The organism is Dyella japonica, assembly GCF_040545895.1.
Classification (GTDB): Bacteria; Pseudomonadota; Gammaproteobacteria; order Xanthomonadales; family Rhodanobacteraceae; genus Dyella; species Dyella japonica_D.
Genome location: NZ_JBEPMU010000001.1, coordinates 1479281 through 1493173, shown reverse-complemented (window position 1 = coordinate 1493173; position 13893 = coordinate 1479281). Strand labels below are relative to the sequence as shown.

Sequence of the window (13893 nt, the reverse complement as noted above, 5' to 3'; positions counted from 1 at the left end):
CCACCCGATCGCGATGGACGAAGGCCTGCGCTTTGCTATCCGCGAAGGTGGCCGCACCGTCGGCGCCGGCGTGGTGGCCAAGGTCATCAAGTAAGAAGTAAGAAGGGTCCGTTCGGTCGCCGCCCTCGGGCGGCGACCGGAAATCCGCCGAAAGGGCTGATTCCAGGATCATTTTCAACACTGGGCAAGTAAAAACACTTCCCTTGGGTTGAAATACACGCTATAGTTTTGAGCTTGCCTGTCGACGGACCTTTGGATGCGTCGACCTTACAGCGAAATGAGGCACAGGAAGTGCTTCGAGTTCGCTGGCCTGGATGGCCAACACGCAAGAACAGGCTTGGACAACGAAGCGTGACGCTTTGTTGACCTGGCCATTTCGCGCGTTTTATACTTTTCCGTCTAGGCGGGCCCGTTTCGGGCCTGCCTAGTCTTTTAAGGTCGATTTCGCGGCATGAAAGTCGCTCGCCGCATCGACTGGCAGTACCTAGCGACAAGCAGTACCTAGCGACAATGGGTTGTGCGGGTGGGCGAGAAGCTCATCCGGTTCACAGAGTTTGTTCTTTCGATAACAGGACACGGTTTATGGCGAACCAAAAGATTCGCATTCGGCTCAAGGCGTACGATCATCGTTTGATCGATCGCTCGGCCAGCGAAATCGTCGAGACGGCCAAGCGCACTGGCGCAACGGTCCTCGGTCCGATTCCGCTCCCGACCAAGATCGAGCGCTACACCATTCTGGTGTCGCCGCACGTCGACAAAGATGCCCGCGACCAGTACGAGACCCGTACGCACAAGCGCGTGCTCGACATCGTCGACCCTAACGACAAAACCGTGGACGCGCTCATGAAGCTTGACCTCGCCGCCGGCGTGGACGTTCAGATCAAGCTTGGTTGAGCGAGAGACAGGATACGAAGATGAGTATCGGACTGGTTGGCCGCAAGTGCGGCATGAGCCGACTCTTCACTGAAGACGGACGCTCGATTCCGGTGACGCTGATTGAAGCCACCCCGAATCGCGTTACGCAGTTGAAGACGGAAGATAACGATGGTTACAGCGCTGTGCAGGTCGCAGCCGGCGTCAAGCGCGCCAGCCTGCTGACGCAGCCGCTGAAGGGCCATTACGCGAAGGCGAAGGTTGAGCCGGGTCGTGGTCTCTGGGAGTTCCGCGTGTCTGCCGATGATCTCGGCAAGTACAGCGTGGGCGCCGAGATCAAGGCCGACGACGTGTTCCAGGTGGGTCAGATCGTTGACGTCGCCGGCGTGTCGAAGGGCAAGGGCTTCCAGGGCACCATCAAGCGCCACAACTTCACCATGGGCGACGCGACCCACGGTAACTCGCTGTCGCATCGTGCGCCGGGTTCTATCGGTCAGCGTCAGACTCCGGGTCGCGTGTTCCCGGGCAAGAAGATGTCGGGCCACATGGGTGCGGTGAACCGCACGCAGCAGGGCCTCGAAGTGGTCAAGGTCGACGCCGAGCGTCATCTGATCGCGGTGAAGGGCGCGGTGCCGGGTGCTACCGGTGGCGACGTCGTCATCCGTCCGACGACCAAGGGCTGAGGAGAGACGCCATGGAACTCAATGTTATTGGCGCCAAGCCGCTCAACGTGTCGGACGAAGTGTTCGGCGGTGAGCTCAAGCAGGCCCTGATCCACCAGGTGGTCGTTGCCTATCAGGCAGGCGGTCGCGCCGGTACGCAGTCGCAGCTCACCCGCGGCGAACTGTCCGGCACCACCAAGAAGTTCAAGAAGCAGAAGGGCGGCGGCGCCCGTCACGGTGACTACCGTGCACCGATCTTTGTCGGTGGTGGCCGCGCTTTCGCTGCCAAGCCGCGCAGCTACGAGCAGAAGGTCAACCGCAAGGCTTACCGCGTTGCGATCCGTTCGATCCTCTCCGAGCTCGTTCGTCAGGATCGTCTGAAGGTGGTCGAGAGCTTCGGCATCGACACCCCGAAGACCAAGGCGATGGTTGCCAAGCTGGCTGAGCTGCAGGTGTCCGGTCGCGTGCTGCTGGTGTCGGAAGACGCCAACGAAGCCACCTTCCTGGCTGCGCGCAACATTCCGTACATCCACGTGGTGGACGTGCTGGCGCTGAACCCGGTCAGCCTGGTCGGTTCGGACCACATCGTCATGACCGTCGATGCGGTGAAGAAGATCGAGGAGTGGCTGGCATGAGCAACGAACGCATTCTGAATACGCTGCGTGCGCCGCACATCTCGGAAAAGGCTGCGCGCCTGGCCGAGAAGAACCAGTACGTATTCGTGGTTGCCCCCGAGGCAACCAAGGCCGATGTCCGCGCAGCGGTGGAGCAGATGTTCGACGTCAAGGTCGAACAGGTGAACCTCGTCAATGCCAAGGGCAAGGTCAAGTCCTTCCGTTTCCGCACTGGCAATCGCCAGGGCAAGCGTAAGGCCTATGTCCGCCTCGCCGATGGCCAGACCATCGACGTGTCGGCCAAAGCCTGAGCCAGGAGTTGAATTGAGATGGCACTGATCACTCATAAGCCGACCTCCCCCGGACGCCGCGACGCAGTCAGCGTTCGCACCGAGGGCCTTCACAAGGGCGCGCCGTACGCGGCGTTGACCGAAGCGAAGACCAAGAACGGCGGTCGCAACAATTACGGTCGCATCACTGTGCGCCACCAGGGTGGTGGTCACAAGCAGCGTTACCGCATCATCGACTTCAAGCGCGACAAGGAAGGCATTGCTGCTCAGGTCGAGCGCATTGAATACGATCCGAACCGTACCGCGCACATCGCACTGCTGTGCTATGCCGACGGCGAGCGCCGTTACATCATCGCTCCGAAGGGCGTGCAGGCGGGCGATCGCCTGGTGTCGGGCAGCGATGCACCGATCAAGGCTGGCAACAGCCTGCCGCTGCGCGCGATCCCGGTGGGTTCGACCATCCACTGCATCGAAATGCGTCCGGGCAAGGGTGCGCAGATTGCGCGTTCCGCCGGCGCTTCGGTCCAGCTGGTCGCTCGTGAATCGGGTTACGCCACGCTGCGTCTTCGCTCCGGCGAAATGCGTCGCGTGCCGGTCGATTGCCGCGCCACCATCGGTGAAGTGGGCAACGGCGAGCACAGCCTGAAGAAGCTCGGCAAGGCCGGCGCCAAGCGCTGGTTGGGTATTCGTCCCACCGTTCGCGGTGTGGTGATGAACCCGGTCGACCATCCGCACGGCGGTGGTGAGGGCAAGACCTCTGGCGGTCGTCACCCGGTTTCTCCGTGGGGTACGCCGGCCAAGGGCTACAAGACGCGCTCGAACAAGCGCACCCAGCAGTTCATCGTGCGTCGTCGCAAGTAATAGGAAACGATCATGCCGCGCTCTCTAAAGAAAGGTCCGTTTGTCGACCTGCACCTCGTAAAGAAGGTGGAAGCCGCCGTTTCCGCCAATAACAAGCGTCCGATCAAGACCTGGTCGCGCCGCTCGATGATCCTGCCGGAAATGGTCGGCCTGACCATCGCCATCCACAACGGCCGTCAGCATGTCCCTGTGCTGGTCAACGAGAACATGGTCGGGCACAAGCTCGGCGAGTTCGCGACGACCCGCACGTTCAAGGGTCATGGCGGCGACAAGAAGGGCAAGTGATGAGCACTGAAGCCAAAGCGATCCTGCGCAGCGCCCGCATTTCGGCGCAGAAGGCACGCCTGGTAGCTGACCTGGTCCGCGGCATGCCCGTGGGCCGAGCCAGCGACGTGCTCCAGTTCACCAACAAGAAGGCCGCAGCCCTCGTTCGCAAGGTGCTGCTGTCGGCCGTCGCCAACGCCGAGAACAACCTCGGCGCCGATGTCGACGAGCTGAAGGTCTCGCGCATCTTCGTGGACGAAGGTCCGGCGATGAAGCGCATGTACGCCCGCGCCAAGGGCCGCGGTTCCCGCATCCTGAAGCGCACGAGCCACATCACTGTGGTCGTTGGCAACTAAAGAGGACGTAGACGATGGGTCATAAAGTTCATCCCACCGGTATCCGCCTCGGCATTGCCAAGGACTGGAACTCGAAGTGGTACGCCAATAAGGGCGAATACGCCCAGTACCTCGCTGCCGACCTCAAGGTCCGCGAGATGCTGCGCAAGAAGCTGGCCCAGGCCGGCATCTCCAAGATCCTCATCGAGCGTCCGGCCAAGACCGCGCGCGTGACGATTCACACCGCCCGTCCGGGCGTGGTGATCGGCAAGAAGGGCGAGGATATCGAGAAGCTGCGCAAGGAAGTCAGTGACCTGATGGGCGTCCCGGCGCACATCAACGTCAGTGAAGTCCGCAAGCCTGAGCTGGACGCACAGCTGGTTGCCGAGTCGATCGCGCAGCAGCTGGAGCGTCGCATCATGTTCCGCCGCGCCATGAAGCGCTCGGTCGGCAACGCGATGCGCCTCGGCGCCCTGGGTATCAAGATCAATGTCTCTGGCCGTTTGAACGGCGCTGAGATTGCTCGTTCCGAATGGAGTCGCGAAGGTCGCGTGCCGCTGCATACGCTGCGCGCCGACATCGACTACGGCACCGCCGAAGCTCATACGACCTACGGCGTCATCGGCATCAAGGTGTGGATCTACAAGGGCGAAATCTTCGACCTTGCAGCCGCCAGCCAGGAGTCGAAGGAAGAGCAGTCCCAGCCGCGCCGCGAGGGTGGTGAGGGTCGTCGTGAACAGCGTCGCGAGGGCGGTGAAGGCCGTCGCGAGCGGACGGCGAAGTAAGGGAGAGTTGCCATGCTGCAACCTAAGCGAACCAAATACCGTAAGCAGTTCAAGGGCCGTAACGATGGTCTGGCGTTCTCGTCGAACCTCGTCAGCTTTGGCGAGTTCGGCCTGAAGGCAACCACCTTTGGCGCCCTGACCGCTCGTCAGATCGAGGCCGGTCGTCGTTGCATCACCCGTTTTGTGAAGCGCGGCGGCAAGCTGTGGATCCGCGTGTACCCGGACAAGCCCATCACCAAGAAGCCCATCGAAGTTCGAATGGGTGCCGGTAAGGGTGGCGTTGAATACTGGGTCGCTCCGATCCAGCCGGGCCGCATGCTCTATGAAATCGAGGGTATCGACGAGGCGACGGCACGCGAGGCGTTCCGCCTGGCCGCGGCCAAGCTCTCGGTCCAGACCCAATTCGTGACCCGGGCGGTGATGTGATATGGCCATCAAAGATTTGACCACCAAGTCGGCCGACGAGCTGAACAAGCATCTGCTGGACCTCCGCAAGGAGCAGTTCAATCTGCGCATGCAGAAGGGCACCGGCCAGCTCAATCAGCCGCACCAGCTGCGCCGCGTTCGGCGCGACATCGCCCGCACGAAGTTCGTGCTCGGCGGAAAGAAGTAAGGGACGGCCGATATGAGCGACAACCAAAAGCAGACGCGCACCCTCCAGGGCCGCGTCATTAGCAACAAGATGGACAAGACCGTGACGGTCCTGATCGAGCGCCAGGAACAGCATCCGCTGATCGGCAAGATCATCCGTCGTTCGACCAAGCTTCACGCGCAGGACGACCTGGGTGCGAACGAGGGCGACCTGGTCCGCATTGCAGAATGCCGTCCCTTGTCCAAGACCAAGCATCACCGCGTGGTCGAAATCATCACGCGCGCTAACGTCTAAGGGAGGGTGCAGACATGATCCAGATGCAAAGCACGCTTTCCGCGGCCGATAACAGCGGTGCCCGTGAACTGATGTGCATCAAGGTGCTCGGCGGCTCCAAGCGCCGTTACGCCGCGATCGGTGACGTGATCAAAGTCACCGTGAAAGATGCCATCCCCCGCGGCAAGGTGAAGAAGGGTGAGGTGTACAACGCCGTGGTGGTTCGTACCGCCAAGGGCGTGCGCCGTCCCGATGGCTCGCTGATCCGTTTCGACGGCAACGCAGCGGTCCTCCTCAACAACAAGCTCGAGCCGATTGGCACCCGTATCTTCGGGCCGGTCACTCGCGAGCTGCGCAGCGAGAAGTTCATGAAGATCGTCTCCCTCGCGCCCGAAGTGCTCTGAGCGGAGACAAGACCATGAACCGTATCCGCAAGGGTGATCAGGTCCTCGTGATCACCGGCAAAAACAAGGGTCAGCGCGGCGACGTGCTGCGCGTTGATGGCGACCGCGTGTTCGTCTCCAACGTGAACCTGGTCAAGCGTCACACCAAGCCGAATCCGCAGGCCAACCAGGCCGGCGGCATCGTCGAGCGTGAGGCTTCGATCCACATCTCCAACGTCCAGCTGTTCAACTCCGCCACGGGCAAGGGTGAACGCGTTGGCGCCAAGACGCTCTCTGATGGGCGTAAGGTGCGCGTGTTCAAGTCCTCCGGCGAAGTTGTGGACGCGTAAGGAATCTACGTTATGACGACGCGTCTCGAAACGTTTTACAAAGACCAGGTCATCAAGAAGCTCACCGAGCGTTTTGGTTACCAGAACGTGATGCAGGTTCCCCGCATCACCAAGATCACGCTGAACATGGGCGTGGGCGAAGCGGCGGGCAACAAGAAAGTGCTCGAGAACGCCGTGGCCGACATGGCCAAGATCTCCGGCCAGAAGCCGATCCAGACCAAGGCCCGCGTGTCGGTTGCCTCGTTCAAGATCCGCGATGGCTGGCCGATCGGCTGCAAGGTCACGCTGCGCCGCGCGCAGATGTGGGAATTCCTCGATCGCCTGATCAACATCTCGCTGCCGCGTACGCGCGACTTCCGTGGTGTGTCGGGTCGCGCTTTCGATGGCCGTGGTAACTACAACTTCGGCGTCAAAGAGCAGATCATTTTCCCGGAAATCGACTTCGATACGGTTGACGCCATGCGCGGTATGGATATCTCCATCACCACCACGGCCAAGTCCGACGAAGAAGCCAAGGCGCTGCTGGAAGCCTTCAGCTTCCCGTTCCGCAACTAAGAGAGCCGCGACAGACCCATGGCAAAGACCTCAATGGTTAACCGCGACCTCAAGCGGACCAAGCTCGCCAAGAAGTACGCCGCCAAGCGCGCCGAACTGAAGGCCATCGTGCTGAGCCCCACCGCCTCCTACGAGGAGAAGATGGAAGCCCAGACCAAGCTGCAGAAGCAGCCGCGTGACGCCAGCCCGTCCCGTCAGCGCACCCGTTGCGCCCTGACCGGTCGTCCGCGCGCCGTGTATCAGAAGTTCGGCCTCGGCCGTAACAAGCTGCGCGAAGCCACCATGCGTGGCGACGTGCCTGGCCTGCGCAAGGCCAGCTGGTAAGACCCAAAACTGGATGGGGTGGGGCGCCAATCCAACCCCGTTCCAATGCGGCGGCAGGCCCAGGTCTGCCGCCGTTGGCGCGATTACGCGCCGTTATTCGCAAAGTCGGAAAAATGCTGCTATAGTCGTCGGTCTGCGTACCTGCAGGCTGGCTCTGTGCCGGCATACAACTCAAAACAGATTTCCGGTTTTTCGGATATCGGTGCACTCTGAAGGATGTTTTCATGAGCATGACTGATCCCATCGCCGATCTGTTTACGCGCATCCGCAATGCCCAGCTCACGGGCAAGCAGGCCGTAAACATGCCGTCGTCGAAGCTGAAGGTGGCCATCGCCAACCTTCTCAAGAATGAGGGCTACATCCTCGACGCCAAGGCCTCCACTGCGGAAGGCAAGCCGGTGCTCGAGATCAAGCTCAAGTATTTCGAAGGCCGTCCGGCCATTGAAACCATTACCCGTGTCAGCCGTTCCGGTCTCCGCGTTTACCGTGGCAAGGACGAGCTGCCGAAGGTCCTCGGCGGCCTGGGTATCTCGATCATCTCGACTTCCGCCGGTCTGCTGACCGACGCGCAGGCCCGTGCCAAGGGTCTGGGCGGCGAAGTCATCGGCCAGGTCGCATAAGGAGCCGACGATGTCCCGCGTTGCCAAGAAACCGATCAACCTGCCCAAGGGCGTTGAAATCAAGTCCGACGCCAACGGCATTTCCGTCAAGGGCCCGAAGGGCACCCTGGCGATCCATCACCTGCCGGGCGCCTCGATCAACATCGACAATGGCGTGGCCAACATCGTTCTCGCCGAAGGCGCGGACGACAAGTTCGGCGGCACGCTGCGCGCTCTGCTGGCCAACATGGTCAAGGGCGTATCCGACGGTTACGAGCGCAAGCTTGAGCTGGTCGGCGTGGGCTACCGTGCCTCGATGGCCGGCAAGTCGCTGAATATCGCCCTGGGCTTCTCGCATCCGGTCGTGTTCGACGCCCCGGAAGGCATCACCATCGAAACCCCGTCGCAGACCGAAATCCTCATCAAGGGTTCGGACAAGCAGCGCGTGGGTGAGGTGGCCGCCAAGATCCGCGGCTTCCGTCCGCCGGAGCCCTACAAGGGCAAGGGCGTGCGCTACTCCGGCGAGAAGATCACCCTGAAGGAAGCCAAGAAGGCTTAATCGCCTATCCGCTTCCTGGAGAGAACACGATGAACAAGAACGAATCCCGCCTGCGTCGCGCCAAGGCCACTCGCTCCCACATCCGCAAGCTCGGTGTGGCACGCCTGTCGGTCCACCGTACCGGTCAGCACCTTTACGCCCAGGTGTTCGACGCCTCGGGCACCAACGTGGTGGCCGCTGCCTCCACGGTGCAGAAGTCGGTTGCCGAAGGCCTCAAGGGCACCAAGAACCTGACCGCTGCCGCTGCCGTGGGCAAGGCGGTTGCCGAGCGCGCGCTGGCTGCCGGCGTCGAGTCCGTGGCGTTCGATCGCTCGGGCTTCCGCTACCACGGTCGTATCAAGGCGCTGGCCGATGCGGCTCGCGAAGCCGGCCTGAAGTTCTAAGGCCGCTCGGTATCGGGTGCCGGTTCGCTGGCACTTGATGCCAACAGAAGTACCCACAACTCCAAGCGGCACAGCCGCAAGCAAAGTCCCGGTTCGCCGGGCATACGGAAAAGAACATGTCTTCTACCGATCGCGAAAATTCAGACGGCCTGCTCGAAAAGCTGATCGCCGTCAACCGCGTGGCCAAGACCGTCAAGGGTGGCCGCCAGATGAGCTTCACCGCGCTGACCGTCGTCGGCGATGGCGAAGGCCGCGTGGGTTTTGGCTATGGCAAGGCGCGTGAAGTGCCGGTCGCCATCTCCAAGGCCATGGACCGCGCCCGTCGCAACATGGTGAGCATCGACCTGAACAACGGCACCCTGTGGTACGCCATCAAGGCCAACCACGGCGCCGCCCGCGTGTTCATGCAGCCGGCTTCCGAAGGTACCGGCGTCATTGCCGGCGGTGCCATGCGCGCCGTGCTGGAAGTGGTAGGCGTGAAGAACGTGCTGGCCAAGGCCGTCGGTTCGCGCAACCCGATCAACCTGGTCCGCGCGACCATCAAGGGCCTGCAGGCCGTCGCTTCGCCGAAGCAGATCGCTGCCAAGCGTGGCAAGACCCTGGAAGAGGTGCTGGGCAATGGCTAAGAACAACGAAACCGCCGCCACCGTGCGCGTGCGCCTGGTCAAGGGCCTGCGCGGCGTGCAGAGCCGTCACCGCCTGAGCGTCAAGGCGCTCGGCCTGAACAAGCTCAACGACGTCCGTGAACTGAAGGACAGCCCGCAGGTCCGCGGCCTGATCAACACGGTCTATTACCTCGTGCGGGTTGAGGAGTAATCACCATGCGTCTTAACGACATCAAGCCGGCCGCCGGTTCCCGCAAGACCCGCCTTCGCGTGGGTCGCGGTATCGGTTCGGGCCTGGGCAAGACCGCCGGTCGCGGTCACAAGGGTCAGCACGCTCGCGCGGGCGGCACCCACAAGTACGGTTTCGAGGGCGGCCAGATGCCGCTGCAGCGTCGCTTGCCGAAGGTCGGCTTCCGCTCGCTGAAGAAGAAAGAAAGCCAGGAAGTGTTCCTGTACCAGCTGGCCACCCTGAAGGCTGACGTGATCGATACGATCGCGCTGCACCAGGCAGGTCTGATCGACAGCCATGCCAAGAAGGTCAAGGTTGTCCTCAAGGGCGAAATCGGCCGCGCCGTGAAGCTGTCGGGTGTGCTGGCTACGGCCGGTGCGAAGGCAGCGATCGAAGCTGCCGGCGGCAGCGTGGAGTAATCACGTGGCGTCAGCCCAGGGCACATCGCTCGGATCGCTCGGCAAGCTGACGGAACTGCGTCAGCGCATCTTCTTCGTGATTGGTGCGCTGATCGTCTTCCGTCTTGGTTCCTTCATCCCGGTTCCGGGCGTAAACCCGGAAGCCATGACGAACCTGATCGAGCAGGGCGGCGGCCTGATGAACATGTTCAACATGTTCTCGGGTGGCTCGCTGGCACGCTTCTCGGTGTTCGCGCTCGGCGTCGTGCCCTACATCTCCGCATCCATCGTGGTGCAGATGATGGGCTCGGTGATCCCGAGCCTGCAGGCGCTGCGCAAGGAAGGTGAGTCGGGTCGTCGCAAGATGACTACCTACACCCGCTTCGGCACGGTGGGCCTGGCGGCCTTCCAGGCGTTCGGCATCGCGGTGGCCCTGCAGAAGCAGGTCGCGGCGGGCGGTGCGCCGGTGGTGTACACGCCGGGCATGGGTTTCATCATGGCGTCGATCGTCGGCCTTACGGCGGGCACGATGTTCCTGATGTGGCTGGGTGAGCAGATTACCGAGCGCGGTATCGGCAACGGTATTTCGCTGCTGATCTTCGCCGGTATTGTGGCCGGTCTGCCGGGTGCCGTGGCGCACACGCTGACCATGGCTGGCAACGGCGAGCTCTCCGTGATCCGGATGATCATGGTGGTCGGCCTGATCCTCGCGGTGACGGCGTTCGTGGTGTTCATGGAGCGCGCCCAGCGGCGCATCACCGTGAACTACGCGCGTCGCTCCGGTGGTCAGCGGGCCTACATGAACCAGACGTCGCACCTGCCGCTCAAGATCAACATGTCGGGCGTGATCCCGCCGATCTTTGCGTCGAGCCTGCTGATGTTCCCGGCCACTGCGGCAACCTGGTTCGGCCAGGGGCATCAGTCGCGCTGGCTGACGGAGCTGACCCAGGCACTGACCCCGGGTGAGCCCCTGTACGACATCGTCTTCGCGGTGCTGGTGATCACTTTCGCCTTCTTCTATACGGCGATCGTGTTCAACTCCCAGGAGACGGCGGACAACCTCAAGCGCTCCGGCGCCTTGATTCCGGGCATCCGCCCGGGCCGCTCCACGGCCGACTACATCGACAATGTGATGACCCGTCTTACCGGCGTTGGCGCGTTGTACCTGGTGCTGGTCTGCCTCGTTCCATCGTTTATGCAAAAAGCGTGGCACGTCCCGTTCTACTTCGGTGGCACCTCTCTGCTCATCGTCGTGGTCGTGGTGATGGATTTCACTGCTCAGGTGCAGGCGCACTTGGTCAGTCACCAGTACGAAAGCCTGCTGAAGAAGGCCAACCTCCGCCGCAACTGATGGCTGCTGGGGTGGTGTGAAGTTGGTCTAAGTCGGAGGGCGGCGGTACCCCAGGTACCGCAGGGCTTTCCTAATGGGTTGTTTAAGGTTAGAATTGCGCGTTTACCGCGCACGAAACGCATCGGAGAAAGTACATCATGGCGCGCATCGCGGGTGTCAATTTGCCGGTCCAGAAGCATGTCTGGGTTGGCCTGCAGAGCATTTACGGGATCGGCCGCAGCCGGGCCAAGAAGGTCTGCGCGGACGCTGGCGTGGTTCCCACCACGCAGATCAAGTCCCTGAGTGAAGGCGAAGTGGAAAAGCTTCGTCACGAAATCGGTAAGTACGTCGTCGAAGGCGATCTGCGTCGCGAGGTGGGTATCGCCATCAAGCGTCTGATGGATCTGGGTTGCTACCGCGGTCTGCGTCACCGCCGTGGTCTGCCGGTGCGCGGCCAGCGCACGCGTACCAATGCGCGCACCCGTAAGGGCCCGCGTCGCGCCATCAAGAAGTAACGGATCCCGAACATGGCTAAGCCTGTCAAGACCAAGAAGAAGATCAAGCGCGTTGTCACGGATGCCGTGGCCCACGTGCAAGCCTCCTTCAACAACACCATCGTCACGATCACCGATCGCCAGGGCAATGCCCTGTCGTGGGCGACTGCCGGCGGCGCGGGTTTCCGCGGTTCGCGTAAGTCGACCCCGTTTGCAGCGCAGGTTGCCGCCGAAAAGGCTGGCCGCGCCGCAGGCGACTACGGCGTGAAGACTGTGGAAGTTCGCATCAAGGGCCCGGGTCCGGGTCGTGAGTCCGCCGTTCGCTCGTTGAACGCGCTGGGCTACAAGGTGCTCAACATCATCGACGTCACGCCGATTCCGCATAACGGCTGCCGTCCCCCCAAGAAGCGTCGAGTCTAAGGAGCATACCCATGGCACGTTATCGTGGAGCTACCTGCAAGCTCGCCCGCCGCGAGGGTGCAGATCTCAGCCTGAAGAGTCCGGCTCGCGCCATCGACTCCAAGTGCAAGTTGGAAAACAAGCCCGGCCAGCATGGCGCCAACAAGCGCATGCGCATGTCGGACTACGCCTTGCAGCTGCGTGAAAAGCAGAAGGTCAAGCGTATCTATGGCGTGCTCGAGCGCCAGTTCAGCAATTACTACTCCAAGGCGTCGACCCTCAAGGGCAACACCGGCGAGAACCTGCTGCGCCTGCTCGAAAGCCGTCTCGACAACGTCGTTTACCGCATGGGTTTCGCGGTCACCCGCGCCCAGGCCCGTCAGCTGGTCAGCCACAAGGCTGTGCTGGTCAACGGCAAGAAGGTGAACATCCCGTCGTACCAGGTTCGTCCGGGCGATGCGGTTGCACTGACTGAGCGTGCGCGCACCCAGCTGCGCGTGCAGGAAGCGGCAACCGTGTTCGACACCATGGATCTGCGTCCGCAGTGGGTCGAAGTCGACAGCAAGAAGTTCGAAGGTACGTTCAAGTCGATGCCGGACCGCGGCGATCTGCCGACCGACATCAACGAGAGCCTGATCGTCGAGCTTTACTCGAAGTAATCAACCGGAGCCCTGCATGGCAGTTTCGTCAACTAGCGTGCTGCGCCCTCGCGGCCTCAGCGTCGAGCAACTCGGAGCCAACCGCGCCAAGGTGGTGGTCGAGCCGCTTGAGCGTGGTTTTGGCCACACCCTGGGCAACGCGCTGCGCCGCGTGCTGCTCTCCTCGATCCCTGGCTCTGCCATCGTCGAGGTGGAAATTGATGGCGTGCTGCACGAATACACCACCCTGGAAGGCCTGCAGGAGGACGTCATTGAAGTCCTGCTCAACCTCAAGGACGTGGCGATTCGCCAGCATTCGGGTGATGAAGTCACCCTGACCTTGTCCAAGAAGGGCAAGGGCGTGGTCACCGCCGGCGATATCGCCGTCGACCACTCGGTGGAAATCATCAACCCCGAGCATGTGATCTGCCACCTGACCAAGGACATCGCTCTCAACATGCGCCTGAAGGTGCGTCGCGGCGTCGGCTACCAGCCGGCCAGCGCGCGCCAGCATCCGGATGATGAGGCACGTCCGATCGGCCGCCTGCAGCTCGACGCGTCGTTCGCGCCGGTGCTGCGCGTTGCCTACGAAGTGGACGCCGCTCGCGTTGAGCAGCGCACCAACCTCGACAAGCTCGTGCTCGATATCGAAACCAACGGCACCATCGGTGCGGAAGACGCGGTTCGCAAGGCCGCGGAAATCCTCAACGACCAGCTGTCGGTGTTCGGTGACTTCTCGCGTCGCGAGAGCGCCACCGACAAGGCGGAGAAGGGCGGTTTCGATCCGCTGCTGCTGCGTCCGATCGACGATCTGGAGCTCACCGTGCGTTCGGCTAACTGCCTGAAGGCCGAGAGCATCTACTACATCGGCGACCTGGTGCAGAAGACGGAAGTCGAACTGCTCAAGACGCCGAATCTCGGCAAAAAGTCCCTGACCGAAATCAAGGACGTGCTGGGTGGTCGTGGTCTCGCGCTCGGTATGAAGCTCGAGAACTGGCCGCCGCCGGGCTTGTCCCACGGCATGCAGTTGGGCTGAAGTTTCGGCGGTCGTTCGCGACCGCCTGCTGTACCGGCAAACTGGCGAGCGTGCTTCGGTGC

At 62.1% G+C, this 13893-nt stretch carries 26 protein-coding genes and 1 pseudogene; all 27 read left to right on the top strand.

What is annotated here, in order from left to right; translation table 11 throughout:
* A pseudogene (locus ABIC75_RS06680) lies at nucleotides 1-94 on the top strand (hypothetical protein); the annotation flags it as partial.
* Between the two features lie 488 nt (nucleotides 95-582).
* Nucleotides 583-894: a 30S ribosomal protein S10 gene (rpsJ, locus tag ABIC75_RS06675; protein WP_017461875.1), complete on the top strand. Its 312-nt coding sequence runs from the start codon at nucleotides 583-585 to the stop codon at nucleotides 892-894.
* A 20-nt stretch (nucleotides 895-914) separates the two neighbouring features.
* Nucleotides 915-1556 (top strand): 50S ribosomal protein L3, encoded by a 642-nt coding sequence (gene rplC / locus ABIC75_RS06670; RefSeq protein WP_109126895.1) that lies wholly within the window; start codon nucleotides 915-917, stop codon nucleotides 1554-1556.
* Nucleotides 1557-1567: 11 nt separating this feature from the next.
* A complete protein-coding gene (rplD, locus tag ABIC75_RS06665) occupies nucleotides 1568-2170 on the top strand; it encodes a 50S ribosomal protein L4 (RefSeq protein ID WP_354013033.1) in 603 nt (200 codons plus the stop codon).
* Nucleotides 2167-2460, top strand: a complete 294-nt coding sequence (gene rplW / locus ABIC75_RS06660; protein ID WP_046972911.1) for a 50S ribosomal protein L23 — start codon at nucleotides 2167-2169, stop codon at nucleotides 2458-2460. The genes rplD and rplW overlap by 4 nt, the downstream gene beginning before the upstream one ends.
* An 18-nt stretch (nucleotides 2461-2478) precedes the next feature.
* The gene (rplB, locus tag ABIC75_RS06655) at nucleotides 2479-3300 is read left to right on the top strand and encodes a 50S ribosomal protein L2 (RefSeq protein WP_354013032.1); all 822 of its coding nucleotides are present in this window, start codon (nucleotides 2479-2481) and stop codon (nucleotides 3298-3300) included.
* Nucleotides 3301-3312: 12 nt separating this feature from the next.
* Nucleotides 3313-3585: a 30S ribosomal protein S19 gene (rpsS, locus tag ABIC75_RS06650; protein WP_046972909.1), complete on the top strand. Its 273-nt coding sequence runs from the start codon at nucleotides 3313-3315 to the stop codon at nucleotides 3583-3585.
* The gene (gene rplV, locus ABIC75_RS06645; RefSeq protein ID WP_204634038.1) at nucleotides 3585-3920 is read left to right on the top strand and encodes a 50S ribosomal protein L22; all 336 of its coding nucleotides are present in this window, start codon (nucleotides 3585-3587) and stop codon (nucleotides 3918-3920) included. Before rpsS ends, rplV begins: the two co-directional genes overlap by 1 nt.
* Before the next feature lie 14 nt (nucleotides 3921-3934).
* Nucleotides 3935-4684, top strand: coding sequence for a 30S ribosomal protein S3 (gene rpsC, locus ABIC75_RS06640; protein ID WP_046972907.1), 750 nt, complete (start codon nucleotides 3935-3937; stop codon nucleotides 4682-4684).
* A 12-nt stretch (nucleotides 4685-4696) separates the two neighbouring features.
* Nucleotides 4697-5110: a 50S ribosomal protein L16 gene (gene rplP / locus ABIC75_RS06635; protein ID WP_019464892.1), complete on the top strand. Its 414-nt coding sequence runs from the start codon at nucleotides 4697-4699 to the stop codon at nucleotides 5108-5110.
* A gap of 1 nt (nucleotide 5111) precedes the next feature.
* Nucleotides 5112-5297 (top strand): 50S ribosomal protein L29, encoded by a 186-nt coding sequence (gene rpmC / locus ABIC75_RS06630; RefSeq protein ID WP_046972906.1) that lies wholly within the window; start codon nucleotides 5112-5114, stop codon nucleotides 5295-5297.
* A 12-nt stretch (nucleotides 5298-5309) separates the two neighbouring features.
* Nucleotides 5310-5570, top strand: coding sequence for a 30S ribosomal protein S17 (gene rpsQ / locus ABIC75_RS06625; RefSeq protein ID WP_354013031.1), 261 nt, complete (start codon nucleotides 5310-5312; stop codon nucleotides 5568-5570).
* Nucleotides 5571-5584: 14 nt separating this feature from the next.
* Complete coding sequence (gene rplN, locus ABIC75_RS06620; protein WP_038620422.1) at nucleotides 5585-5953, top strand: 50S ribosomal protein L14; 369 nt, start codon at nucleotides 5585-5587, stop codon at nucleotides 5951-5953.
* A gap of 14 nt (nucleotides 5954-5967) precedes the next feature.
* Nucleotides 5968-6282, top strand: a complete 315-nt coding sequence (rplX, locus tag ABIC75_RS06615; protein ID WP_267223670.1) for a 50S ribosomal protein L24 — start codon at nucleotides 5968-5970, stop codon at nucleotides 6280-6282.
* A 12-nt stretch (nucleotides 6283-6294) separates the two neighbouring features.
* The gene (gene rplE, locus ABIC75_RS06610) at nucleotides 6295-6837 is read left to right on the top strand and encodes a 50S ribosomal protein L5 (RefSeq protein WP_354013030.1); all 543 of its coding nucleotides are present in this window, start codon (nucleotides 6295-6297) and stop codon (nucleotides 6835-6837) included.
* A gap of 18 nt (nucleotides 6838-6855) precedes the next feature.
* Nucleotides 6856-7161, top strand: a complete 306-nt coding sequence (gene rpsN, locus ABIC75_RS06605; RefSeq protein ID WP_354013029.1) for a 30S ribosomal protein S14 — start codon at nucleotides 6856-6858, stop codon at nucleotides 7159-7161.
* Between the two features lie 224 nt (nucleotides 7162-7385).
* A complete protein-coding gene (rpsH, locus tag ABIC75_RS06600) occupies nucleotides 7386-7781 on the top strand; it encodes a 30S ribosomal protein S8 (protein WP_324861378.1) in 396 nt (131 codons plus the stop codon).
* Between the two features lie 10 nt (nucleotides 7782-7791).
* Nucleotides 7792-8319, top strand: coding sequence for a 50S ribosomal protein L6 (gene rplF / locus ABIC75_RS06595; RefSeq protein WP_354013028.1), 528 nt, complete (start codon nucleotides 7792-7794; stop codon nucleotides 8317-8319).
* A gap of 29 nt (nucleotides 8320-8348) precedes the next feature.
* Nucleotides 8349-8702, top strand: a complete 354-nt coding sequence (gene rplR, locus ABIC75_RS06590) for a 50S ribosomal protein L18 (protein ID WP_354013027.1) — start codon at nucleotides 8349-8351, stop codon at nucleotides 8700-8702.
* 116 nt (nucleotides 8703-8818) lie between these two features.
* Nucleotides 8819-9328 carry a 30S ribosomal protein S5 gene (gene rpsE, locus ABIC75_RS06585; RefSeq protein ID WP_114239845.1) on the top strand — a complete coding sequence of 170 codons (510 nt, stop codon included), beginning with the start codon at nucleotides 8819-8821 and terminating at the stop codon, nucleotides 9326-9328.
* Entirely contained in the window at nucleotides 9321-9518 is a 198-nt protein-coding gene (gene rpmD, locus ABIC75_RS06580; protein ID WP_114239844.1) for a 50S ribosomal protein L30, read from the top strand. Before rpsE ends, rpmD begins: the two co-directional genes overlap by 8 nt.
* Complete coding sequence (gene rplO / locus ABIC75_RS06575) at nucleotides 9518-9955, top strand: 50S ribosomal protein L15 (protein WP_199045596.1); 438 nt, start codon at nucleotides 9518-9520, stop codon at nucleotides 9953-9955. Before rpmD ends, rplO begins: the two co-directional genes overlap by 1 nt.
* A gap of 4 nt (nucleotides 9956-9959) precedes the next feature.
* Nucleotides 9960-11285, top strand: coding sequence for a preprotein translocase subunit SecY (gene secY / locus ABIC75_RS06570; protein WP_354013026.1), 1326 nt, complete (start codon nucleotides 9960-9962; stop codon nucleotides 11283-11285).
* Nucleotides 11286-11422: 137 nt separating this feature from the next.
* A complete protein-coding gene (gene rpsM / locus ABIC75_RS06565) occupies nucleotides 11423-11779 on the top strand; it encodes a 30S ribosomal protein S13 (protein WP_019464879.1) in 357 nt (118 codons plus the stop codon).
* Nucleotides 11780-11791: 12 nt separating this feature from the next.
* Nucleotides 11792-12178 carry a 30S ribosomal protein S11 gene (rpsK, locus tag ABIC75_RS06560; protein WP_007513384.1) on the top strand — a complete coding sequence of 129 codons (387 nt, stop codon included), beginning with the start codon at nucleotides 11792-11794 and terminating at the stop codon, nucleotides 12176-12178.
* A gap of 11 nt (nucleotides 12179-12189) precedes the next feature.
* On the top strand, nucleotides 12190-12816 hold the full coding sequence (gene rpsD / locus ABIC75_RS06555; RefSeq protein ID WP_354013025.1) for a 30S ribosomal protein S4: 627 nt from the start codon (nucleotides 12190-12192) through the stop codon (nucleotides 12814-12816).
* A gap of 16 nt (nucleotides 12817-12832) precedes the next feature.
* Nucleotides 12833-13831, top strand: coding sequence for a DNA-directed RNA polymerase subunit alpha (locus ABIC75_RS06550; protein WP_026033857.1), 999 nt, complete (start codon nucleotides 12833-12835; stop codon nucleotides 13829-13831).
* Nucleotides 13832-13893: the final 62 nt, after the last annotated feature.